Annotated in this window: 16 protein-coding genes; 5 read left to right on the forward strand and 11 right to left on the reverse strand. The window is 61.0% G+C overall.

Translation table 11 applies throughout. The features are described from left to right. Positions 1 to 2: 2 nt before the first annotated feature. The 4 genes from ACVTFQ_RS02000 to ACVTFQ_RS02015 all read right to left on the reverse strand — a co-directional run bounded on the left by ACVTFQ_RS02000 (position 3) and on the right by ACVTFQ_RS02015 (position 3,173). Complete coding sequence (locus ACVTFQ_RS02000) at positions 3 to 707, reverse strand: HAD family hydrolase (RefSeq protein WP_111561783.1); 705 nt, start codon at positions 705 to 707, stop codon at positions 3 to 5. A gap of 65 nt (positions 708 to 772) precedes the next feature. Continuing rightward, positions 773 to 1,300: a TadE/TadG family type IV pilus assembly protein gene (locus ACVTFQ_RS02005; protein ID WP_111561784.1), complete on the reverse strand. Its 528-nt coding sequence runs from the start codon at positions 1,298 to 1,300 to the stop codon at positions 773 to 775. Next, complete coding sequence (locus ACVTFQ_RS02010; RefSeq protein ID WP_162718077.1) at positions 1,300 to 1,824, reverse strand: TadE/TadG family type IV pilus assembly protein; 525 nt, start codon at positions 1,822 to 1,824, stop codon at positions 1,300 to 1,302. The genes ACVTFQ_RS02005 and ACVTFQ_RS02010 overlap by 1 nt, the downstream gene beginning before the upstream one ends. Positions 1,825 to 1,829: 5 nt before the next feature. Further along, on the reverse strand, positions 1,830 to 3,173 hold the full coding sequence (locus ACVTFQ_RS02015; RefSeq protein WP_111561786.1) for a pilus assembly protein TadG-related protein: 1,344 nt from the start codon (positions 3,171 to 3,173) through the stop codon (positions 1,830 to 1,832). 321 nt (positions 3,174 to 3,494) lie between these two features. Here ACVTFQ_RS02015 and ACVTFQ_RS02020 point away from each other — a divergent pair, with 321 nt between their 5' ends. After that, a complete protein-coding gene (locus tag ACVTFQ_RS02020; protein ID WP_111561787.1) occupies positions 3,495 to 4,544 on the forward strand; it encodes an aldo/keto reductase in 1,050 nt (349 codons plus the stop codon). Between the two features lie 62 nt (positions 4,545 to 4,606). Here the strand turns inward: ACVTFQ_RS02020 and copM are convergent, their stop codons facing one another. The 5 genes from copM to ACVTFQ_RS02045 all read right to left on the reverse strand — a co-directional run bounded on the left by copM (position 4,607) and on the right by ACVTFQ_RS02045 (position 6,853). Next, complete coding sequence (copM, locus tag ACVTFQ_RS02025; protein WP_111561788.1) at positions 4,607 to 4,984, reverse strand: CopM family metallochaperone; 378 nt, start codon at positions 4,982 to 4,984, stop codon at positions 4,607 to 4,609. A 74-nt stretch (positions 4,985 to 5,058) separates the two neighbouring features. Then, positions 5,059 to 5,337, reverse strand: a complete 279-nt coding sequence (locus tag ACVTFQ_RS02030; protein ID WP_313759988.1) for a hypothetical protein — start codon at positions 5,335 to 5,337, stop codon at positions 5,059 to 5,061. A 139-nt stretch (positions 5,338 to 5,476) separates the two neighbouring features. Further along, positions 5,477 to 5,791, reverse strand: a complete 315-nt coding sequence (locus tag ACVTFQ_RS02035) for a BrnA antitoxin family protein (protein WP_111561790.1) — start codon at positions 5,789 to 5,791, stop codon at positions 5,477 to 5,479. Next, positions 5,754 to 6,032 (reverse strand): BrnT family toxin, encoded by a 279-nt coding sequence (locus tag ACVTFQ_RS02040; protein WP_111561791.1) that lies wholly within the window; start codon positions 6,030 to 6,032, stop codon positions 5,754 to 5,756. Before ACVTFQ_RS02040 ends, ACVTFQ_RS02035 begins: the two co-directional genes overlap by 38 nt. 65 nt (positions 6,033 to 6,097) lie before the next feature. Further along, the gene (locus ACVTFQ_RS02045; protein WP_111561792.1) at positions 6,098 to 6,853 is read right to left on the reverse strand and encodes a hypothetical protein; all 756 of its coding nucleotides are present in this window, start codon (positions 6,851 to 6,853) and stop codon (positions 6,098 to 6,100) included. A 137-nt stretch (positions 6,854 to 6,990) separates the two neighbouring features. Between ACVTFQ_RS02045 and hisS the strand changes: the two genes are divergently transcribed. The 3 genes from hisS to hisG all read left to right on the forward strand — a co-directional run bounded on the left by hisS (position 6,991) and on the right by hisG (position 10,505). Beyond that, positions 6,991 to 8,511 (forward strand): histidine--tRNA ligase, encoded by a 1,521-nt coding sequence (gene hisS, locus ACVTFQ_RS02050; RefSeq protein ID WP_111561793.1) that lies wholly within the window; start codon positions 6,991 to 6,993, stop codon positions 8,509 to 8,511. A 180-nt stretch (positions 8,512 to 8,691) separates the two neighbouring features. Then, the gene (locus ACVTFQ_RS02055) at positions 8,692 to 9,810 is read left to right on the forward strand and encodes an ATP phosphoribosyltransferase regulatory subunit (RefSeq protein WP_111561942.1); all 1,119 of its coding nucleotides are present in this window, start codon (positions 8,692 to 8,694) and stop codon (positions 9,808 to 9,810) included. After that, complete coding sequence (hisG, locus tag ACVTFQ_RS02060) at positions 9,810 to 10,505, forward strand: ATP phosphoribosyltransferase (protein WP_111561794.1); 696 nt, start codon at positions 9,810 to 9,812, stop codon at positions 10,503 to 10,505. Before ACVTFQ_RS02055 ends, hisG begins: the two co-directional genes overlap by 1 nt. 87 nt (positions 10,506 to 10,592) lie before the next feature. Here hisG and ACVTFQ_RS02065 read toward each other — a convergent pair whose 3' ends face one another. Further along, on the reverse strand, positions 10,593 to 11,039 hold the full coding sequence (locus ACVTFQ_RS02065) for a DoxX family protein (RefSeq protein WP_111561795.1): 447 nt from the start codon (positions 11,037 to 11,039) through the stop codon (positions 10,593 to 10,595). Between the two features lie 221 nt (positions 11,040 to 11,260). Between ACVTFQ_RS02065 and ACVTFQ_RS02070 the strand changes: the two genes are divergently transcribed. Beyond that, on the forward strand, positions 11,261 to 11,971 hold the full coding sequence (locus ACVTFQ_RS02070; protein WP_111561796.1) for a glutathione binding-like protein: 711 nt from the start codon (positions 11,261 to 11,263) through the stop codon (positions 11,969 to 11,971). Between the two features lie 80 nt (positions 11,972 to 12,051). On the opposite strand, the gene ACVTFQ_RS02075 is transcribed toward ACVTFQ_RS02070, so the two are convergent. Beyond that, positions 12,052 to 12,498, reverse strand: coding sequence for a hypothetical protein (locus ACVTFQ_RS02075; protein WP_181459216.1), 447 nt, complete (start codon positions 12,496 to 12,498; stop codon positions 12,052 to 12,054). Between the last annotated feature and the right edge of the window lie 644 nt (positions 12,499 to 13,142).

The raw sequence follows: 13,142 nt of genomic DNA on the forward strand, positions 1-13,142 counted from the left end.
GTTTAACCGAGGCTGTCGATCACGCCGCGCAGTTCGCCGAGCCGTTCGATCTTGCGAAAGCGCGGCGCTTCCGTCGGCTCCTCGACATGCTCGAGCACCCAGGTCAGTTCGTGCGGCACAAACACGCCGTAGCTGCCGGCGGCGATCGCCGGAACGATGTCCGATTTCAGCGAGTTCCCCACCATCATCGCCCGCTCCGGCCCGCCGCCGATCTTGGAAAAGATGCGGCGATAGGTAACCGCCGTCTTATCGGAAACGATCTCGACGGCATGGAAGAAATCCCCAAGACCCGATTGCGCCAGCTTGCGCTCCTGGTCGAACAGGTCACCCTTGGTGATCAGCACGAGCAGGTAATGGTCGGAAAGGGCGGCCAGCGTCTCGCGCACTTCGGGCAGCGTCTCGACTGGATGCGACAGCAGGTCCCGCCCGGTATCGAGGATTTGCGCGATGACGGAAGCCGGCACATTGCCTTCCGTGATCTCGATTGCGGTCTCGATCATCGACAGCGTGAAGCCTTTGATACCAAAGCCATAATGCTGGAGATTGCGCTTCTCGGCGGCCAGCAGCCGGTCCGAAACCACCGTACCCTCGGCATAGTCCGAGAGCAGTTCGGTGAAGTGGGTTTCCGTCAGCCGGTAGAATTGCTCGTTCTGCCACAGCGTGTCGTCGGCATCGAAGCCAATCGTGGTCAGCGTGCGGGTCGTCATGGGCGCACTCCCTTGTTCGTTCAAAAACAATTAGGAGCCTCGCGCCTTCGCCGCAAGGGATTGCGTCACTGATAGACTATGGCGCCGATGAAGCGCGGGCGTGAAAAGGCAGTCTCGGCGAACGTCATGCTGCCGAAGCCCATGATGCTGGTCATTGCCGTGTAGCTCGCCGCACCCTCGACATAGATCACCGAATCTCCGTCCGTCAGCTGCGGCAGCGTCGAGGTGCTCAGAACCTGAGCCTTCAACAGGCCAGCCGTGCCGCTCTCCTTCGTCCAGTCCAGCTTGTAGACCCCGGCGGTCTTCTTGATGCTGGAGATCCGAAGCGCGATCGGGGCCGTGCTGTTCTGCTGCAGATGCGTGAAGACGCTGTAGAGATTGGACACGAAGGTATTGTCGATCGAGGTCTGGCGCGAGATCACGTCGGCGACGATACCATTGGCCTGCACGATGTTCTGGTAGGTCCGGTACATGTCGAACACCGTGATGCTCGCCAGAAAGAAGAACAGCAGGATCGGCGCGAGAAAGGCGAACTCGATAGCGGATGCGCCGGAGCGCTCGCGGATCAGGCGGGAAAAGGCGTGCTTCAACATCAGGTCGGCTCGTTGACGAAGGCAAAGCTGGAGGTCAGCTGGATGGCGCCGGTGTTGTCCTTGGGGAAACTCAGGCCGAAGCCGAGCCCCGGCACGAGGGGATCGACGACATAGCAGGCGCGGGTGAAGATGATCTGCGACGGCTGGCCGGAATTGTAGGTCGTGACAGGATCGATGGCGACGGAGCGGTCGACGCAGGGCGTGCCCGTCGTTGGGAAATCCGAAGCCTTGGTGACCGGCGTGAACTCGATGCGGATCGACTTGACGCAATCGCTGAGGATCACCGCTTCCTTGCACACCGAAGCCTTGAAATCGGCATAGCTCATCTTGGCGCCGTTGATCTGCAGCGCGCGCGAACTGCGGCTGACGGCACGGTCGAGCATGATCGACTGCGTCATGATGAAGCCAGCCTCGAAGATCGAGAAGATGACGGCAAAGACGATCGGCGCCAGGATGGCGAACTCGATCGCCGCCGCGCCATTGCTGTTGCCGAAAAGCCGGCGCGCGCTACTGAAAAAGCCCATTCTCATTACTGCGTCAGTCTCAGTTTGCGGATCGATGTCGAGATCGACTTGAATGCGTCGCCGATGCCCGAGCCGGAGGCCTGGTAGAAGTGGGCGGAACTCGTCGCGCAGTTCTTCATGGCGTTGATCGCCGTGGTGTCGCTGCCGAGCTCGAAGCCGATGGTGAAAATGGTGATGCCCTTGCCCTTGGCGGTCGAGCAGATATTGCTCAAGTAGGTCGCCGTGTTGCCTGACATCGTGTAGTTGCTCGGGCTGAGATCCGGAGAGCGCTTGTAGTCGTTCGGGCGGAATTGCGCGGTGATCACGCCATCCGTCATCAAGACGAGCACCTTCATCGTATCGGCGTCGCTGAAGCTCGAGGGTCGGTTGGAGAACTTCGAGGACATCTGCCCGCTGGCGATTGCCGCCTGCACGATGCTCGATGAGGCTGGGTTGAGCAGCATGTAACCCCACTGCATGGCGTTCTGCGTGCCGGTGCCGTCATAGAGCTGCAGCGCGTTCAGCCGGGCTTTGAGATAGGTCGCGTCGTTGGAGAAATAGGTGATCGCGTCTTCCTCACCGGGGCACCACCACCACCTCTTTTCCTTGTCTGTCGTGTTGTAGTTCCAGTTCGTGAAGATCGGCAGGTTCGACCGAGCCTTGAAGCTCGGGATGGCATCGCTGCCAAAGCCCGCATTGTCGAGCTCGAAGCATGATCCCTTGTAATTCGGATCCTTGGTCGGCTGCGACTGGCCGGTGAGGCGGGAGCCTCCGAGCTTGTCGAAGACCGCGGAACCCACGTTGACGTGGCCCGCATAGGGCACGACGCTGATCGTCGTATAGTCCTTGGTGTCGTCGGTCAGGATCTGGTCGATGAACTGCTGCGAGGCGATCTTCAGGTTCTTGATCTTGCTGCCGACCATCGAACCCGACATGTCGAGCATCAGCGACAGCTCGATATTCTGCTTGGCTTCTTCGGCGCTCGACGCCGTCTTGATCGTCAACGTCTTGACGCCGGCCAGATGCATGAAGGCGGTGTTGATCGTGTAGGAGGCGTTGGCCGAGATCTTGCGCGAGTTCATCGCCGTCGCCTCGGAAAAGTCGATGGCCACGTCGGCGCCGTAGGCGAGATTGTTCATGTAGCTTTTGAGAACATCGGCGGTCTTCTGCTTCTGCGACAGCGACGCCGCCGCGAGCACGCCGCGATCGAGCCCATCCTGCATTTCCACGCGCACGGCTTCATAGCGCGCGAGATCGACCCCGGCGCCACCGGCCAAGACCATTGGCACGAAAAGCAGCGCGACGATCATCGCCACATTGCCGCGTTTGTTGCGCAGCAGTGAACCCACAAGCTGAACCAAGGATGTCATGATTGTCCCCGCATCTGCGAGGATTGTTTAGGTGGATATCAATTAGAATTTTATGAATCCGTTCGGAAAACGCAGTAAATACAATCACTAAGAGCGAGAATTGCTGGGTACAATCACGGTTGTGCGCCGATGAGTTGCGAGCGACCTATGTTGCCGCAACCCCTGCGTATCGCATGAACCGTTGAAACCGAGCGCGCGCAACTTATGTCTGATGGGTTCATGCCTGCAGCAGGCGCGGCCACGCCAGCGCTGCGCCGCCCAAAAATCATAGCACCGAGATCAATCCCTCCGCCGGGGGACCTCACAAGGAAACGTTTGACCATGCGTTACAACCAGCTTGGAAATACCGGCCTGTTCGTCTCCGAAATCTGCCTGGGCACCATGACCTTCGGCGCCGCCGACGACAAAAGCCCCTGGGGCGCCATTGCCGATGTCGACCAGAAGGCGGCCGACGCGATCGTCGAGCGGTCGCTTTCGGCAGGCGTCAATTTCATCGATACCGCCGACGTCTATTCCTTCGGCGAGTCTGAAAAGCTGCTCGGCCAGTCGCTGAAGAACCTCGGGGTCGCCCGCAAGGACGTTGTCATCGCCACCAAGGTCTATGGCGCGATGGGCGACAAGCCGAACGATCGCGGCGCCTCGCGTGGCCACATCATGGATTCCGTCGAAAAGAGCCTTGAGCGCCTGCAGACCGATCATATCGATCTCTACCAGATCCACGGGACCGACAGCGTCACCCCGATCGACGAGACGCTCAGGGCGATGGACGATCTCGTCTCGCGCGGCCTTGTCCGCTATGTCGGCGTTTCCAACTGGCAGGCATGGCGTATCGCCAAGGCGCTCGGGATTTCCGAGCGTCGTGGCTTCGCCCGTTTTGAGACCGTGCAGGCCTATTACTCCATCGCCGGCCGCGATCTTGAGCGCGATATCGTGCCGATGATGAACGAGGAGAAGGTTGGCTTGATGGTCTGGTCGCCGCTGGCCGGCGGCTTGCTATCGGGCAAATACGGCCCCGGCGCGCCCGGCAACGGCGAAGGCCGCCGCGCTGCCTTCGACTTCCCGCCTGTCGACAAGGACCGCGCCTGGGCCTGCGTTGCCGTCATGCGCGAGATCGCCGAAAAGCACGGCGCCAGCGTCGCCACCGTGGCGCTCGCCTATGTGCTCGCCAAGCCTTTCGTGACGACTGTCATCATCGGCGCCAAGCGCATCGAACAGCTCGATCAGAACCTCGCAGCCGTTGGACTGAAACTCGATGCTGACGACCTGAAGAGGCTGGACGAGGTGAGCGAACTGGCGCCCGAATATCCCGGCTGGATGCTCTCCCGCCAGGGCACCGGCCGCCGCCCCGCGCCTTTCGAACCGAAGGCTTGAGTACCGGTTGAAAGAATGGACGCCGGGCAATCCGGCGTCCAGCATGAACTGCAGAGGCGGCCTTACTTAGCGTGCGCCTTCAGCCACGTCTGCATCTCGGTGATCTCGGCCTCCTGCGCCTTGATCACGCCTTCCGCCAGCTTGCGCATCTCGGGATCCTTCCCGTATTGCAACTCCACCTTGGCCATGTCGATCGCCCCCTGGTGATGGGCGATCATTCCGCGCACGAAGTCGATATCGGCGTCGCCGCTGTATTCGATCATCATGTCCTTGTGCATCTTGTTGTTGGCCTCGGAAAAGGCATGGCTTGACGGGCTGTGGTCGCCCATCGGCATGCTCATGTCCATATCCATCGGCTTGTCTTCCGCGCCTGCGGGAAGAGCGCTGAACGAGAGGCCGGCGACGAGACCGGTCGTGAGAGCGAGTAGTTTAAGAGACATGGGATATCCTTCCTCAGTCTGGCAATGAAAGTCCGATGCGGCGTATCACGCCGCGTTTCTCATGATCTGGATTGTCAGTTCAGTCGGGGAGGGGGCGCCTGCGGTGCCGGCCGCGCGCCGGGGAAGGCAAGCGCGATCGCGGGCGAGGGATAGGAAAACGCCTGCTTGCCATCGGCATGAACGATCACGTCGACGGGCACGACCAGACAGGCGGAACAGAGCGGCATATGCGCCATGCCGCCGGCAGCACAGGGGTTCTTCTCCGGCGCCGAAACCTTCACGATCTCGCCCATCTCCATGCCTGCCATATGATGATGCTGCATGGTCATTGAGCCGGCGGCGGGCTGGCTCATCGACGCGCACATTGGACACCCCGCCCACGCGAACATCGTTCCGTAGGTTAGCCACGCCAGCATCATCGTCGCGATAGAGAAAAACCGCATCGGTCAAACATAGGCAAGCGCGCCACCGCTGCCAAGACGAAGCCTTGCACTAATCGAGCTTGGCGGCCTTGCGTAACGCATCATTGATCCGCCCCTGCCACCCCTTGCCGGTCGCCTTGAAGGCATCGATAACATCAGGATCAAGCCGCAGCGATATCTGCCGCTTCGGGCTCTCCACCGCGGGCCGCCCGCGCGAGCGCCGGATGCTCTCGGCAAGCTCGGGGAAGACCTCGGCGAAGGGGCGCGCCTTCTTGAAGTCCTCTTCGGTCCATTCGGGGTTGTCGGGGTCTTCGGCAATGCCGCGCTGGATCGCGGCCTCTTCCTCGTCAGTGAGGCCGAGGATCTTTCGACTGGAATTGTTCATAGAGCCTCCTTTCCTGGCGGCTTGCCCGGCGCATCGAGATGACGGAAATTCCCTCGCGCCCGAGAACAGCGAAAACGACGGCGATCACATCCTCGATCAGGACACCCACGGCCTTCAGACGCGGGCTCCTGGCGTCGAGGATCAACGCCGCCGCGAAGAAATCCTCATCCAGGTCGCGAAAATCCAGCCCATGCTTTGCAGCATTGCGCACACGTTTCGGCTCATCCCAAACGATCTTCATCGATACGATATCGCAAAATAAAAGTGATACAATAAATCTTTGATTGCATCACGATATCTTGCAATTCACCAAGCCGCAATCACCTGATGGATAACCTGGTAATCCTGGCTTTCCTCTCCAATCGGCACCACTGGCCAAGCCCACGCCGCCCGCGCCTCTGGCACCGCGACCCCGTGCATTAGGTCGCTCTCCTCGTGGGTCTCTCCGTTGCGATCGATCACCGCATAGGAGACGTCTGTGACAAGACAACTCCTGAACGGCATGCGCGAGAGGCCAGAAAGATGCGCCGCAATCAGCTGCTCCACCGTATCCTCAGGCATCCGCTCCCGCTCGGCCTCGAACCGCCGCTGCACCCCGCGCCCGATCTGCGAGAGCAGATTGGCCGAAACCACGAGGTCGAGATAGGGTACATTGCGCAGGAACCCCAGCGGCTCCGGCTGTTCACCGGCCGCAATCGCGTCATAGCCCGAGAGATCGCGCTCGATCAGCCGGACATTGCGATAAGCCTTGCGGCGCATCTTCATCCTGACGGTCGCGACATGCACGAGATCGATCAGAACGACGGTATCGAAATTGGCCGCCAGCTCCCGTATCGGCACATCGCGCAGCAAGCCGGACCCCAGCACCACGGCCGTCCGCCGCTGCTTGCAACCTGCCATCGCCGCAAGGATCGCCCGCCTCGTATTCTCCTCATGCTCCGACCACTGCCGGCTGCAACGATTGGCGCGCGACCACAGATTGACGGAGTAGCGGACGTATTTGCGGTGCGCCTTTTGTGTCCGCCAGGCGGTCGCGGCGTAGAGAAGTGCTTCAGCGATCATCGTATAGCTCCGCCATTCGGTCCATTCTCTCTCGTTCAATCGATTCTGTCTTCCGGATCAAGGGCCTTCGCCCTTGCCGCATCCGGCCCTTTCCGCTAGGAAACCGCCACTGTCACACTGAGCGGAAGACGTTGGAAATGAACGACAAGCAGAAGAAACCACAAAAGCTCAAGGCCAGACTTCCCCGCGGCTTCGTCGATCGTTCGGCGGCCGATATTCGCGCTGTCAACGAGATGACCGCGAAGATCCGCGAAGTCTACGAGCATTATGGTTTCGATCCTGTCGAAACGCCGCTCTTCGAATACACCGATGCGCTCGGCAAGTTCCTGCCGGATGCCGACCGGCCGAACGAAGGCGTCTTCTCGCTGCAGGATGACGACGAGCAGTGGATGTCGCTGCGCTATGACCTGACGGCGCCGCTCGCCCGCCATGTCGCGGAAAACTTCAACGAAATCCAGCTGCCCTACCGCACCTATCGCGCCGGCTATGTCTTCCGCAACGAGAAGCCCGGCCCAGGCCGTTTCCGCCAGTTCATGCAGTTCGACGCCGATACCGTCGGCGCGCCCGGCGTTCAGGCCGATGCCGAGATGTGCATGATGATGTCGGACACGCTGGAAGCCCTCGGCATCAAGCGCGGCGACTATGTCATCCGCGTCAACAACCGCAAGGTTCTCGACGGCGTTCTCGAAGCGATCGGCCTCGGCGGCGATGACAAGGCCGCCCAGCGCCTCAACGTGCTGCGCGCCATCGACAAGCTCGACAAGTTCGGCCCCGAGGGTGTTGCTCTCCTGCTCGGCCCAGGCCGCAAGGATGAGTCCGGCGATTTTACCAAGGGCGCGGGCCTCGATCAGGGCCAGATCGACAAGGTTCTCTTCTTCGTCGGCATCAAGGACTACGCCGAAAGCGCCGCCCAGCTTGCCGAACTCGTCGCCGGCACCTCGAAGGGTGCTGAAGGTGTCGAGGAACTGAACCTTATCGGCGGTCTCGTCACCGGCGCCGGCTATCAGTCAGACCGCATCAAGATCGACCCCTCCGTCGTCCGCGGCCTCGAATACTACACCGGCCCGGTCTACGAAGCCGAGCTTCTGTTTGATGTCACCAACGAGAAGGGCGAAAAGGTCGTCTTCGGCTCCGTCGGCGGCGGCGGTCGTTATGATGGTCTGGTCTCGCGCTTCATGGGCCAGCCGGTTCCGGCAACCGGCTTCTCCATCGGCGTCTCGCGCCTGATGACGGCGCTGAAGAACCTCGGCAAGCTCGGCCAGAGCGAAGTCATAGAGCCCGTCCTCGTCACCGTCATGGATGGCGATGTCGAGGCCATGGGGCGCTACCAGCGCATCACCCAGGAACTGCGTGCGGCCGGCATCCGCGCGGAAATGTATCAGGGCAACTGGAAGAAGTTCGGCAACCAGCTGAAATACGCCGACCGCCGCGGCTGCCCCGTCGCCATCATCCAGGGCGGTGATGAGCGTGCCGAGGGCGTCGTGCAGATCAAGGACCTGATCGAGGGCAAGCGGCTCTCCGGCGAGATCGAGGACAACGCCTCGTGGCGCGAAGCCCGTGTCGCGCAGGAAACGGTCAAGGAGACCGATCTGGTCGCCAAGGTGAAGGAAATACTGGCGGCGCAGGCGGAAGATCGCAAGCGAGCCTCTGATGTTTGAGCGGGGAATACCCCCCTCTGTCCTGCCGGACATCTCCCCCACAAGGAGGGAGATCGATGTGTTGCGCGGCTTGCGCCAAACAGTGAATGTGGAGCGAGCGGATGAACCTGGCCGATCTCCCCCCTTGTGGGGGAGATGTCCGGCAGGACAGAGGGGGGTAGCCCCGGAGACACTAACCCTATGCCCCTGATCAACCTCCCAGCCTTCTCCGAAGACCTGCTCGCCGAATTCGCCGCCCGCCGCACCGAGCGCGTCGATACCCCGGTCATCCAGCCGGCCGAGCCGTTTCTCGATATCGCCGGCGAGGATCTCCGCCGCCGCATCTTCATGACTGAGAGCGAAACCGGCGCCAGCCTTTGCCTGCGTCCGGAATTCACCATTCCCGTCTGCCTGCGCCATATCGAAAGCGCCATGGGCACGCCGAAGCGCTATGCCTATCTCGGCGAGGTGTTCCGCCAGCGTCGCGAAGGCGGCAATGAGTTTTATCAGGCGGGCATCGAAGATCTCGGCGATATCAACATCCCGAGCGCCGACGCCCGTGCCATCGGTGATGCGGCCGGCGTGCTGTCGCGGCTGCTGCCGGGCAAGAAACTGGCCGTCACGCTCGGCGATCAGGCCGTGTTCGAAGCCGTCGTCCAGGCGCTCGGCCTGCCGCTCGGCTGGCAGAAGCGGCTGATCCATGCCTTTGGCGACACCACCCATCTCGAAGCGCTGCTTGCCAGCCTTGTCAGCCCGCAATTCGTCACCGGATTGAGCGACGATATCGCCCGCCTTCTCGGCGCCGATGATGAAGAGGCGCTGGTCGCCCATATCGACGCTACCATGCAGGCGACAGGCTATTCCACCAATGCCAGCCGCTCGCCGCAGGATATCGCCCGCCGGCTGAAGGAAAAGCTCATCCTGTCGGAAACCCGGCTCGATGACGCAGCCTTCCTGGTGCTGAAGGAGTTCCTGTCGCTCAACGTGCCGCTGATCAATGCCTCGGCGGCACTCTCCGGCTTCGCCGATGCCGCCGGCCTCAAGCTCGGCAACGCGCTGTCGCGCTTCGATGGTCGCGTCGCGGCACTTGCCAATGCCGGCGTCGATCTCTCGCTCATCGATTATCGCGCCGCCTTCGGCCGCCCGCTGGACTATTACACCGGCCTCGTTTTCGAGATCGGCGTCGAGGGCTCGGATGCCGTTCTCGCCGGTGGTGGTCGCTTCGACAAGCTGATGACCCTGCTCGGCGCCAAGGAGCGCATCCCGGCCGTCGGCTTCTCGCTGTGGCTGGATCGCATCGAAACGGAAAGGGCCGCCTGATGACCATCACCATCGCGCTGCCCTCCAAGGGCCGGATGAAGGACGACGCCTCGGCCATCTTCGAGAAGGCCGGCATGAAGATCACGGCAGTCGGCAACGACCGCTCCTATCGCGGCCGCGTCGAAGGCTGGGATGATGTCGAGGTCGCCTTCCTCTCGGCCTCCGAGATCTCCAAGGAGCTCGGCAACGGCACCGTCGACTTCGGCGTCACCGGCGAAGACCTGATCCGCGAGGGGCTTGCGGAAGCCGACAAGCGCGTCGAATTCTGCGCCCGCCTCGGCTTCGGCCACGCGGATGTCATCGTCGCCGTGCCGGAGATCTGGCTCGATGTCGACAGCATGGCTGATCTCGGCGATGTCGCCACCGATTTCCGCGCTCGCCACGGTCGCCGCCTGACGATCGCCACCAAATACTGGCGGCTGACGCAGCAGTTCTTCTCGCGCCAGCACGGCATCCAGCTCTATCGCATAGTCGAGAGCCTGGGCGCCACCGAGGGCGCGCCGGCATCGGGCTCGGCCGATATCATCGTCGATATCACCTCGACGGGCTCAACGTTGCGCGCCAATCACCTGAAGATCCTGTCGGATGGCGTCATTCTGCGATCCGAGGCTTGCCTCGTGCGCGCCCGCAAGCAGAGCCACGCCGACGAGCCTTCCGTTGCGCGCCTGATCGAAGCCGTCCGCGCCGCGCTCTGATATCTATCGTCGTATCAATCACGAAAAAGCCCGCCACCAGATGAACTGGCGGCGGGCTTTTTTATGCTTGGGAGAATGCGGTGCCGATTACGCAGCGACCGGCAGGGCGCCACGGCGGGCGTCGATCGAGTAGAGGCCCGGGCCGAAGGTGGCGAGCAGGATGTAGGCGCCAGCCAGCGTGAAGTTCTTCATCAGCATGATGCCGTTGAGAGCGTTGATCCAGCCGAGAGCGGCATCCGGCCAGCCGGGGACGGCAACGGTGCCGGAGTGGAAGACGAGACCGGTGAAGACGCAGAATGCGGCCAGCGCCCAGCCAACGATCTTCGTCTGGAAGCCGACGAGAACGGCAAGACCGGTGACGAGTTCGAACAGGCCGGCGAGGTAGGCAAGAGCGGTCGCGGCAGGCAGGCCGGCGCCGGTGATCATGCCGGCGGTACCAGCCGGGTCGGTCAGCTTGCCGAAGCCCGAGTAGATGAAGATGAAGGAGAGGAGGATGCGGGCGACGAGAATGACAATGTTCTGGGTATTCGACATGGAACTGTCTCCGGTTGAATGAGCTGAGACCGGTGTGCCCCCGGCACGGTTGTCGATCTCGTATGCACCGTTTCTCCTCTTTTTTGGCCGTCATGGAAAGATAGACGGGAGCGGACAGTTTGTTCAGTAATAGTGAACGACTGATCGCGCACGATCACCGCTTGCCATGTCCCTCGGGGCTCTTCTATGGTCGGCCGCCTTATCCCGCATGGAGAATTCAGATGGCAGATCTTTCCGCATTCCCGATCACGAAACGCTGGCCGGCAAGCAATCCCGATATCATCCAGCTCTATTCGCTGCCGACGCCGAACGGCGTGAAGGTGTCGATCGCGCTCGAGGAGCTCGCTCTGCCTTATGAGCCGCATCTGATCTCCTTCGGCACCAACGACCAGAAATCTCCGGAGTTCATGTCGCTCAATCCGAATGGCCGTATTCCGGCGATCATCGATCCCAATGGCCCCAACGGAAAGCCGATCGGCCTGTTCGAATCCGGAGCGATCCTTGTCTATCTCGCCGAAAAGACCGGCAAGCTCATGCCCCAGGACGCAGCCGGTCGCTATGAGACGCTCCAGTGGGTGTTCTTCCAGATGGGCGGCATCGGGCCGATGTTCGGTCAGCTCGGCCACTTCCACAAGTTCGCCGCCGACAAGGTCGCCAACAACTCCTATCCGGTGGAGCGCTACCGAGATGAATCCAAGCGCCTGCTCGGCGTACTGGAAGAGCGCCTGCAGAGCCGCCAGTGGATCATGGGCGACACCTACACCATCGCGGACATCACCACTTTCCCATGGGTGCGCGGTGCCGATGTCTTTTATGGCGGTCGAGAGCTCCTGGAATACGACAAGTTCCCGGCGGTCATGGACTGGCTGAAGCGCTGCATCGCGCGCCCGGCGAGCGAAAAGGGCCTGAACATCCCGGCGCGCCCGGCCTGAGCCGCCTACAGCGGTCACATGTGTCCATAACGTCAAAAGCCGGCCCACTGGGCCGGCTTTTCCGTGAAAGCAGGTAGATTTTACTGGCGGCGAATGGCGGCCTTGTTCGTGTCGGCTTCGATGCGCGGGAAGATGAACATGCCGATCATGCTGCCATTGCCTTCCTCTTCGTAGCCGTTCGATTCACCCATGCAGAACAGCGGCTGGCGGTAGCCGTTGGGCAGGATGATCGTGGTCGAAAAACAGAAGGACGAGGATAGTGCCGCGGCCTGTTCGAAAATCTGGACGATGCGGCCGCGGTCCTTGGGATCATAACAGCGCATCAGGCTGAGCAAACCGCATTCGGGTACGCTCAGGCCATGAAGCCGGGCGCTGCGTTCCTGAAGGCGGATCACGCCGCTTGAAAAGTCGCCGACCCAGCTTTCCGATATCGAGAGCTGAGCGAGCATGTCGGGATTGTTGTCGTTGAGTTCCAGCGATCCGCGCAAGAGCGGTGCCGCTGCGGTGGTTTTTGTTATCTTAAACACATTGTTCCCCAGTTTGGGCGCAGCGTTCTCCCATGCTGCACACCCGGCAAACATCACAGATTCAGTCGACGCCGGGCATCATGCTCGGTGGCTGGAAAATAGCGTTCCGAGCGGTCGCTCCGTAAAGTGAGCCCACTCTGCCCAGCCTTTCCAAAATATGCAACTTCTAATTTAATTCAGGATAAGTAACTCTGTCCATGCGTCAATGCAATTCTGGGCGGTGTCGGCGATGCGGCGGCAAGAGCGCCTGAACGAAACGTCGAACACAGCGCGAATCTATAAGTTTTTTTGCAGAAACGGCAATGGCTTTTCACACGCTGGCGTACGCTGACGCTCAACGGTTAACGATCAGAAATAGCGGAAAGGTTGATGAAAACACTGCTAAATAATGCAGAATTGATGGACTTGCGGGCTTTTCAAGCTGCTGACGACAACCATTGGATCGAAAACTCGATTGTTACGGGAATTTGACTCCTCGGTAAAAATCGCCCGTCGGGCAAGCTTCACGAAAGCCTCGCCAAGTTCAACGGCTCGCCATTTGTCTGATTATACGTTTCATCACAAGGTTGAAAAATGTTGGAGAGAATGTGAGCGCGAATCACAAAATGAAAAGGGCGACCCGAGGGCCGCCCTTCCGTAACCTG

Source organism: Rhizobium sp. O111, assembly GCF_055616315.1.

What these genes read in the sequence shown, in the direction of transcription:
- ACVTFQ_RS02035 (WP_111561790.1), bottom strand. Translation starts at nt 5,791, where the DNA reads ATGAACAATTCCAGTCGAAAGATCCTCGGCCTCACTGACGAGGAAGAG.
- ACVTFQ_RS02000 (WP_111561783.1), bottom strand. Translation starts at nt 707, where the DNA reads ATGACGACCCGCACGCTGACCACGATTGGCTTCGATGCCGACGACACG.
- ACVTFQ_RS02045 (WP_111561792.1), bottom strand. Translation starts at nt 6,853, where the DNA reads ATGATCGCTGAAGCACTTCTCTACGCCGCGACCGCCTGGCGGACACAA.
- ACVTFQ_RS02020 (WP_111561787.1), top strand. Translation starts at nt 3,495, where the DNA reads ATGCGTTACAACCAGCTTGGAAATACCGGCCTGTTCGTCTCCGAAATC.
- ACVTFQ_RS02055 (WP_111561942.1), top strand. Translation starts at nt 8,692, where the DNA reads ATGCCCCTGATCAACCTCCCAGCCTTCTCCGAAGACCTGCTCGCCGAA.
- ACVTFQ_RS02015 (WP_111561786.1), bottom strand. Translation starts at nt 3,173, where the DNA reads ATGACATCCTTGGTTCAGCTTGTGGGTTCACTGCTGCGCAACAAACGC.
- ACVTFQ_RS02070 (WP_111561796.1), top strand. Translation starts at nt 11,261, where the DNA reads ATGGCAGATCTTTCCGCATTCCCGATCACGAAACGCTGGCCGGCAAGC.
- hisG (WP_111561794.1), top strand. Translation starts at nt 9,810, where the DNA reads ATGACCATCACCATCGCGCTGCCCTCCAAGGGCCGGATGAAGGACGAC.
- ACVTFQ_RS02030 (WP_313759988.1), bottom strand. Translation starts at nt 5,337, where the DNA reads ATGAGCCAGCCCGCCGCCGGCTCAATGACCATGCAGCATCATCATATG.
- copM (WP_111561788.1), bottom strand. Translation starts at nt 4,984, where the DNA reads ATGTCTCTTAAACTACTCGCTCTCACGACCGGTCTCGTCGCCGGCCTC.
- hisS (WP_111561793.1), top strand. Translation starts at nt 6,991, where the DNA reads ATGAACGACAAGCAGAAGAAACCACAAAAGCTCAAGGCCAGACTTCCC.
- ACVTFQ_RS02065 (WP_111561795.1), bottom strand. Translation starts at nt 11,039, where the DNA reads ATGTCGAATACCCAGAACATTGTCATTCTCGTCGCCCGCATCCTCCTC.
- ACVTFQ_RS02005 (WP_111561784.1), bottom strand. Translation starts at nt 1,300, where the DNA reads ATGTTGAAGCACGCCTTTTCCCGCCTGATCCGCGAGCGCTCCGGCGCA.
- ACVTFQ_RS02010 (WP_162718077.1), bottom strand. Translation starts at nt 1,824, where the DNA reads ATGGGCTTTTTCAGTAGCGCGCGCCGGCTTTTCGGCAACAGCAATGGC.
- ACVTFQ_RS02040 (WP_111561791.1), bottom strand. Translation starts at nt 6,032, where the DNA reads ATGAAGATCGTTTGGGATGAGCCGAAACGTGTGCGCAATGCTGCAAAG.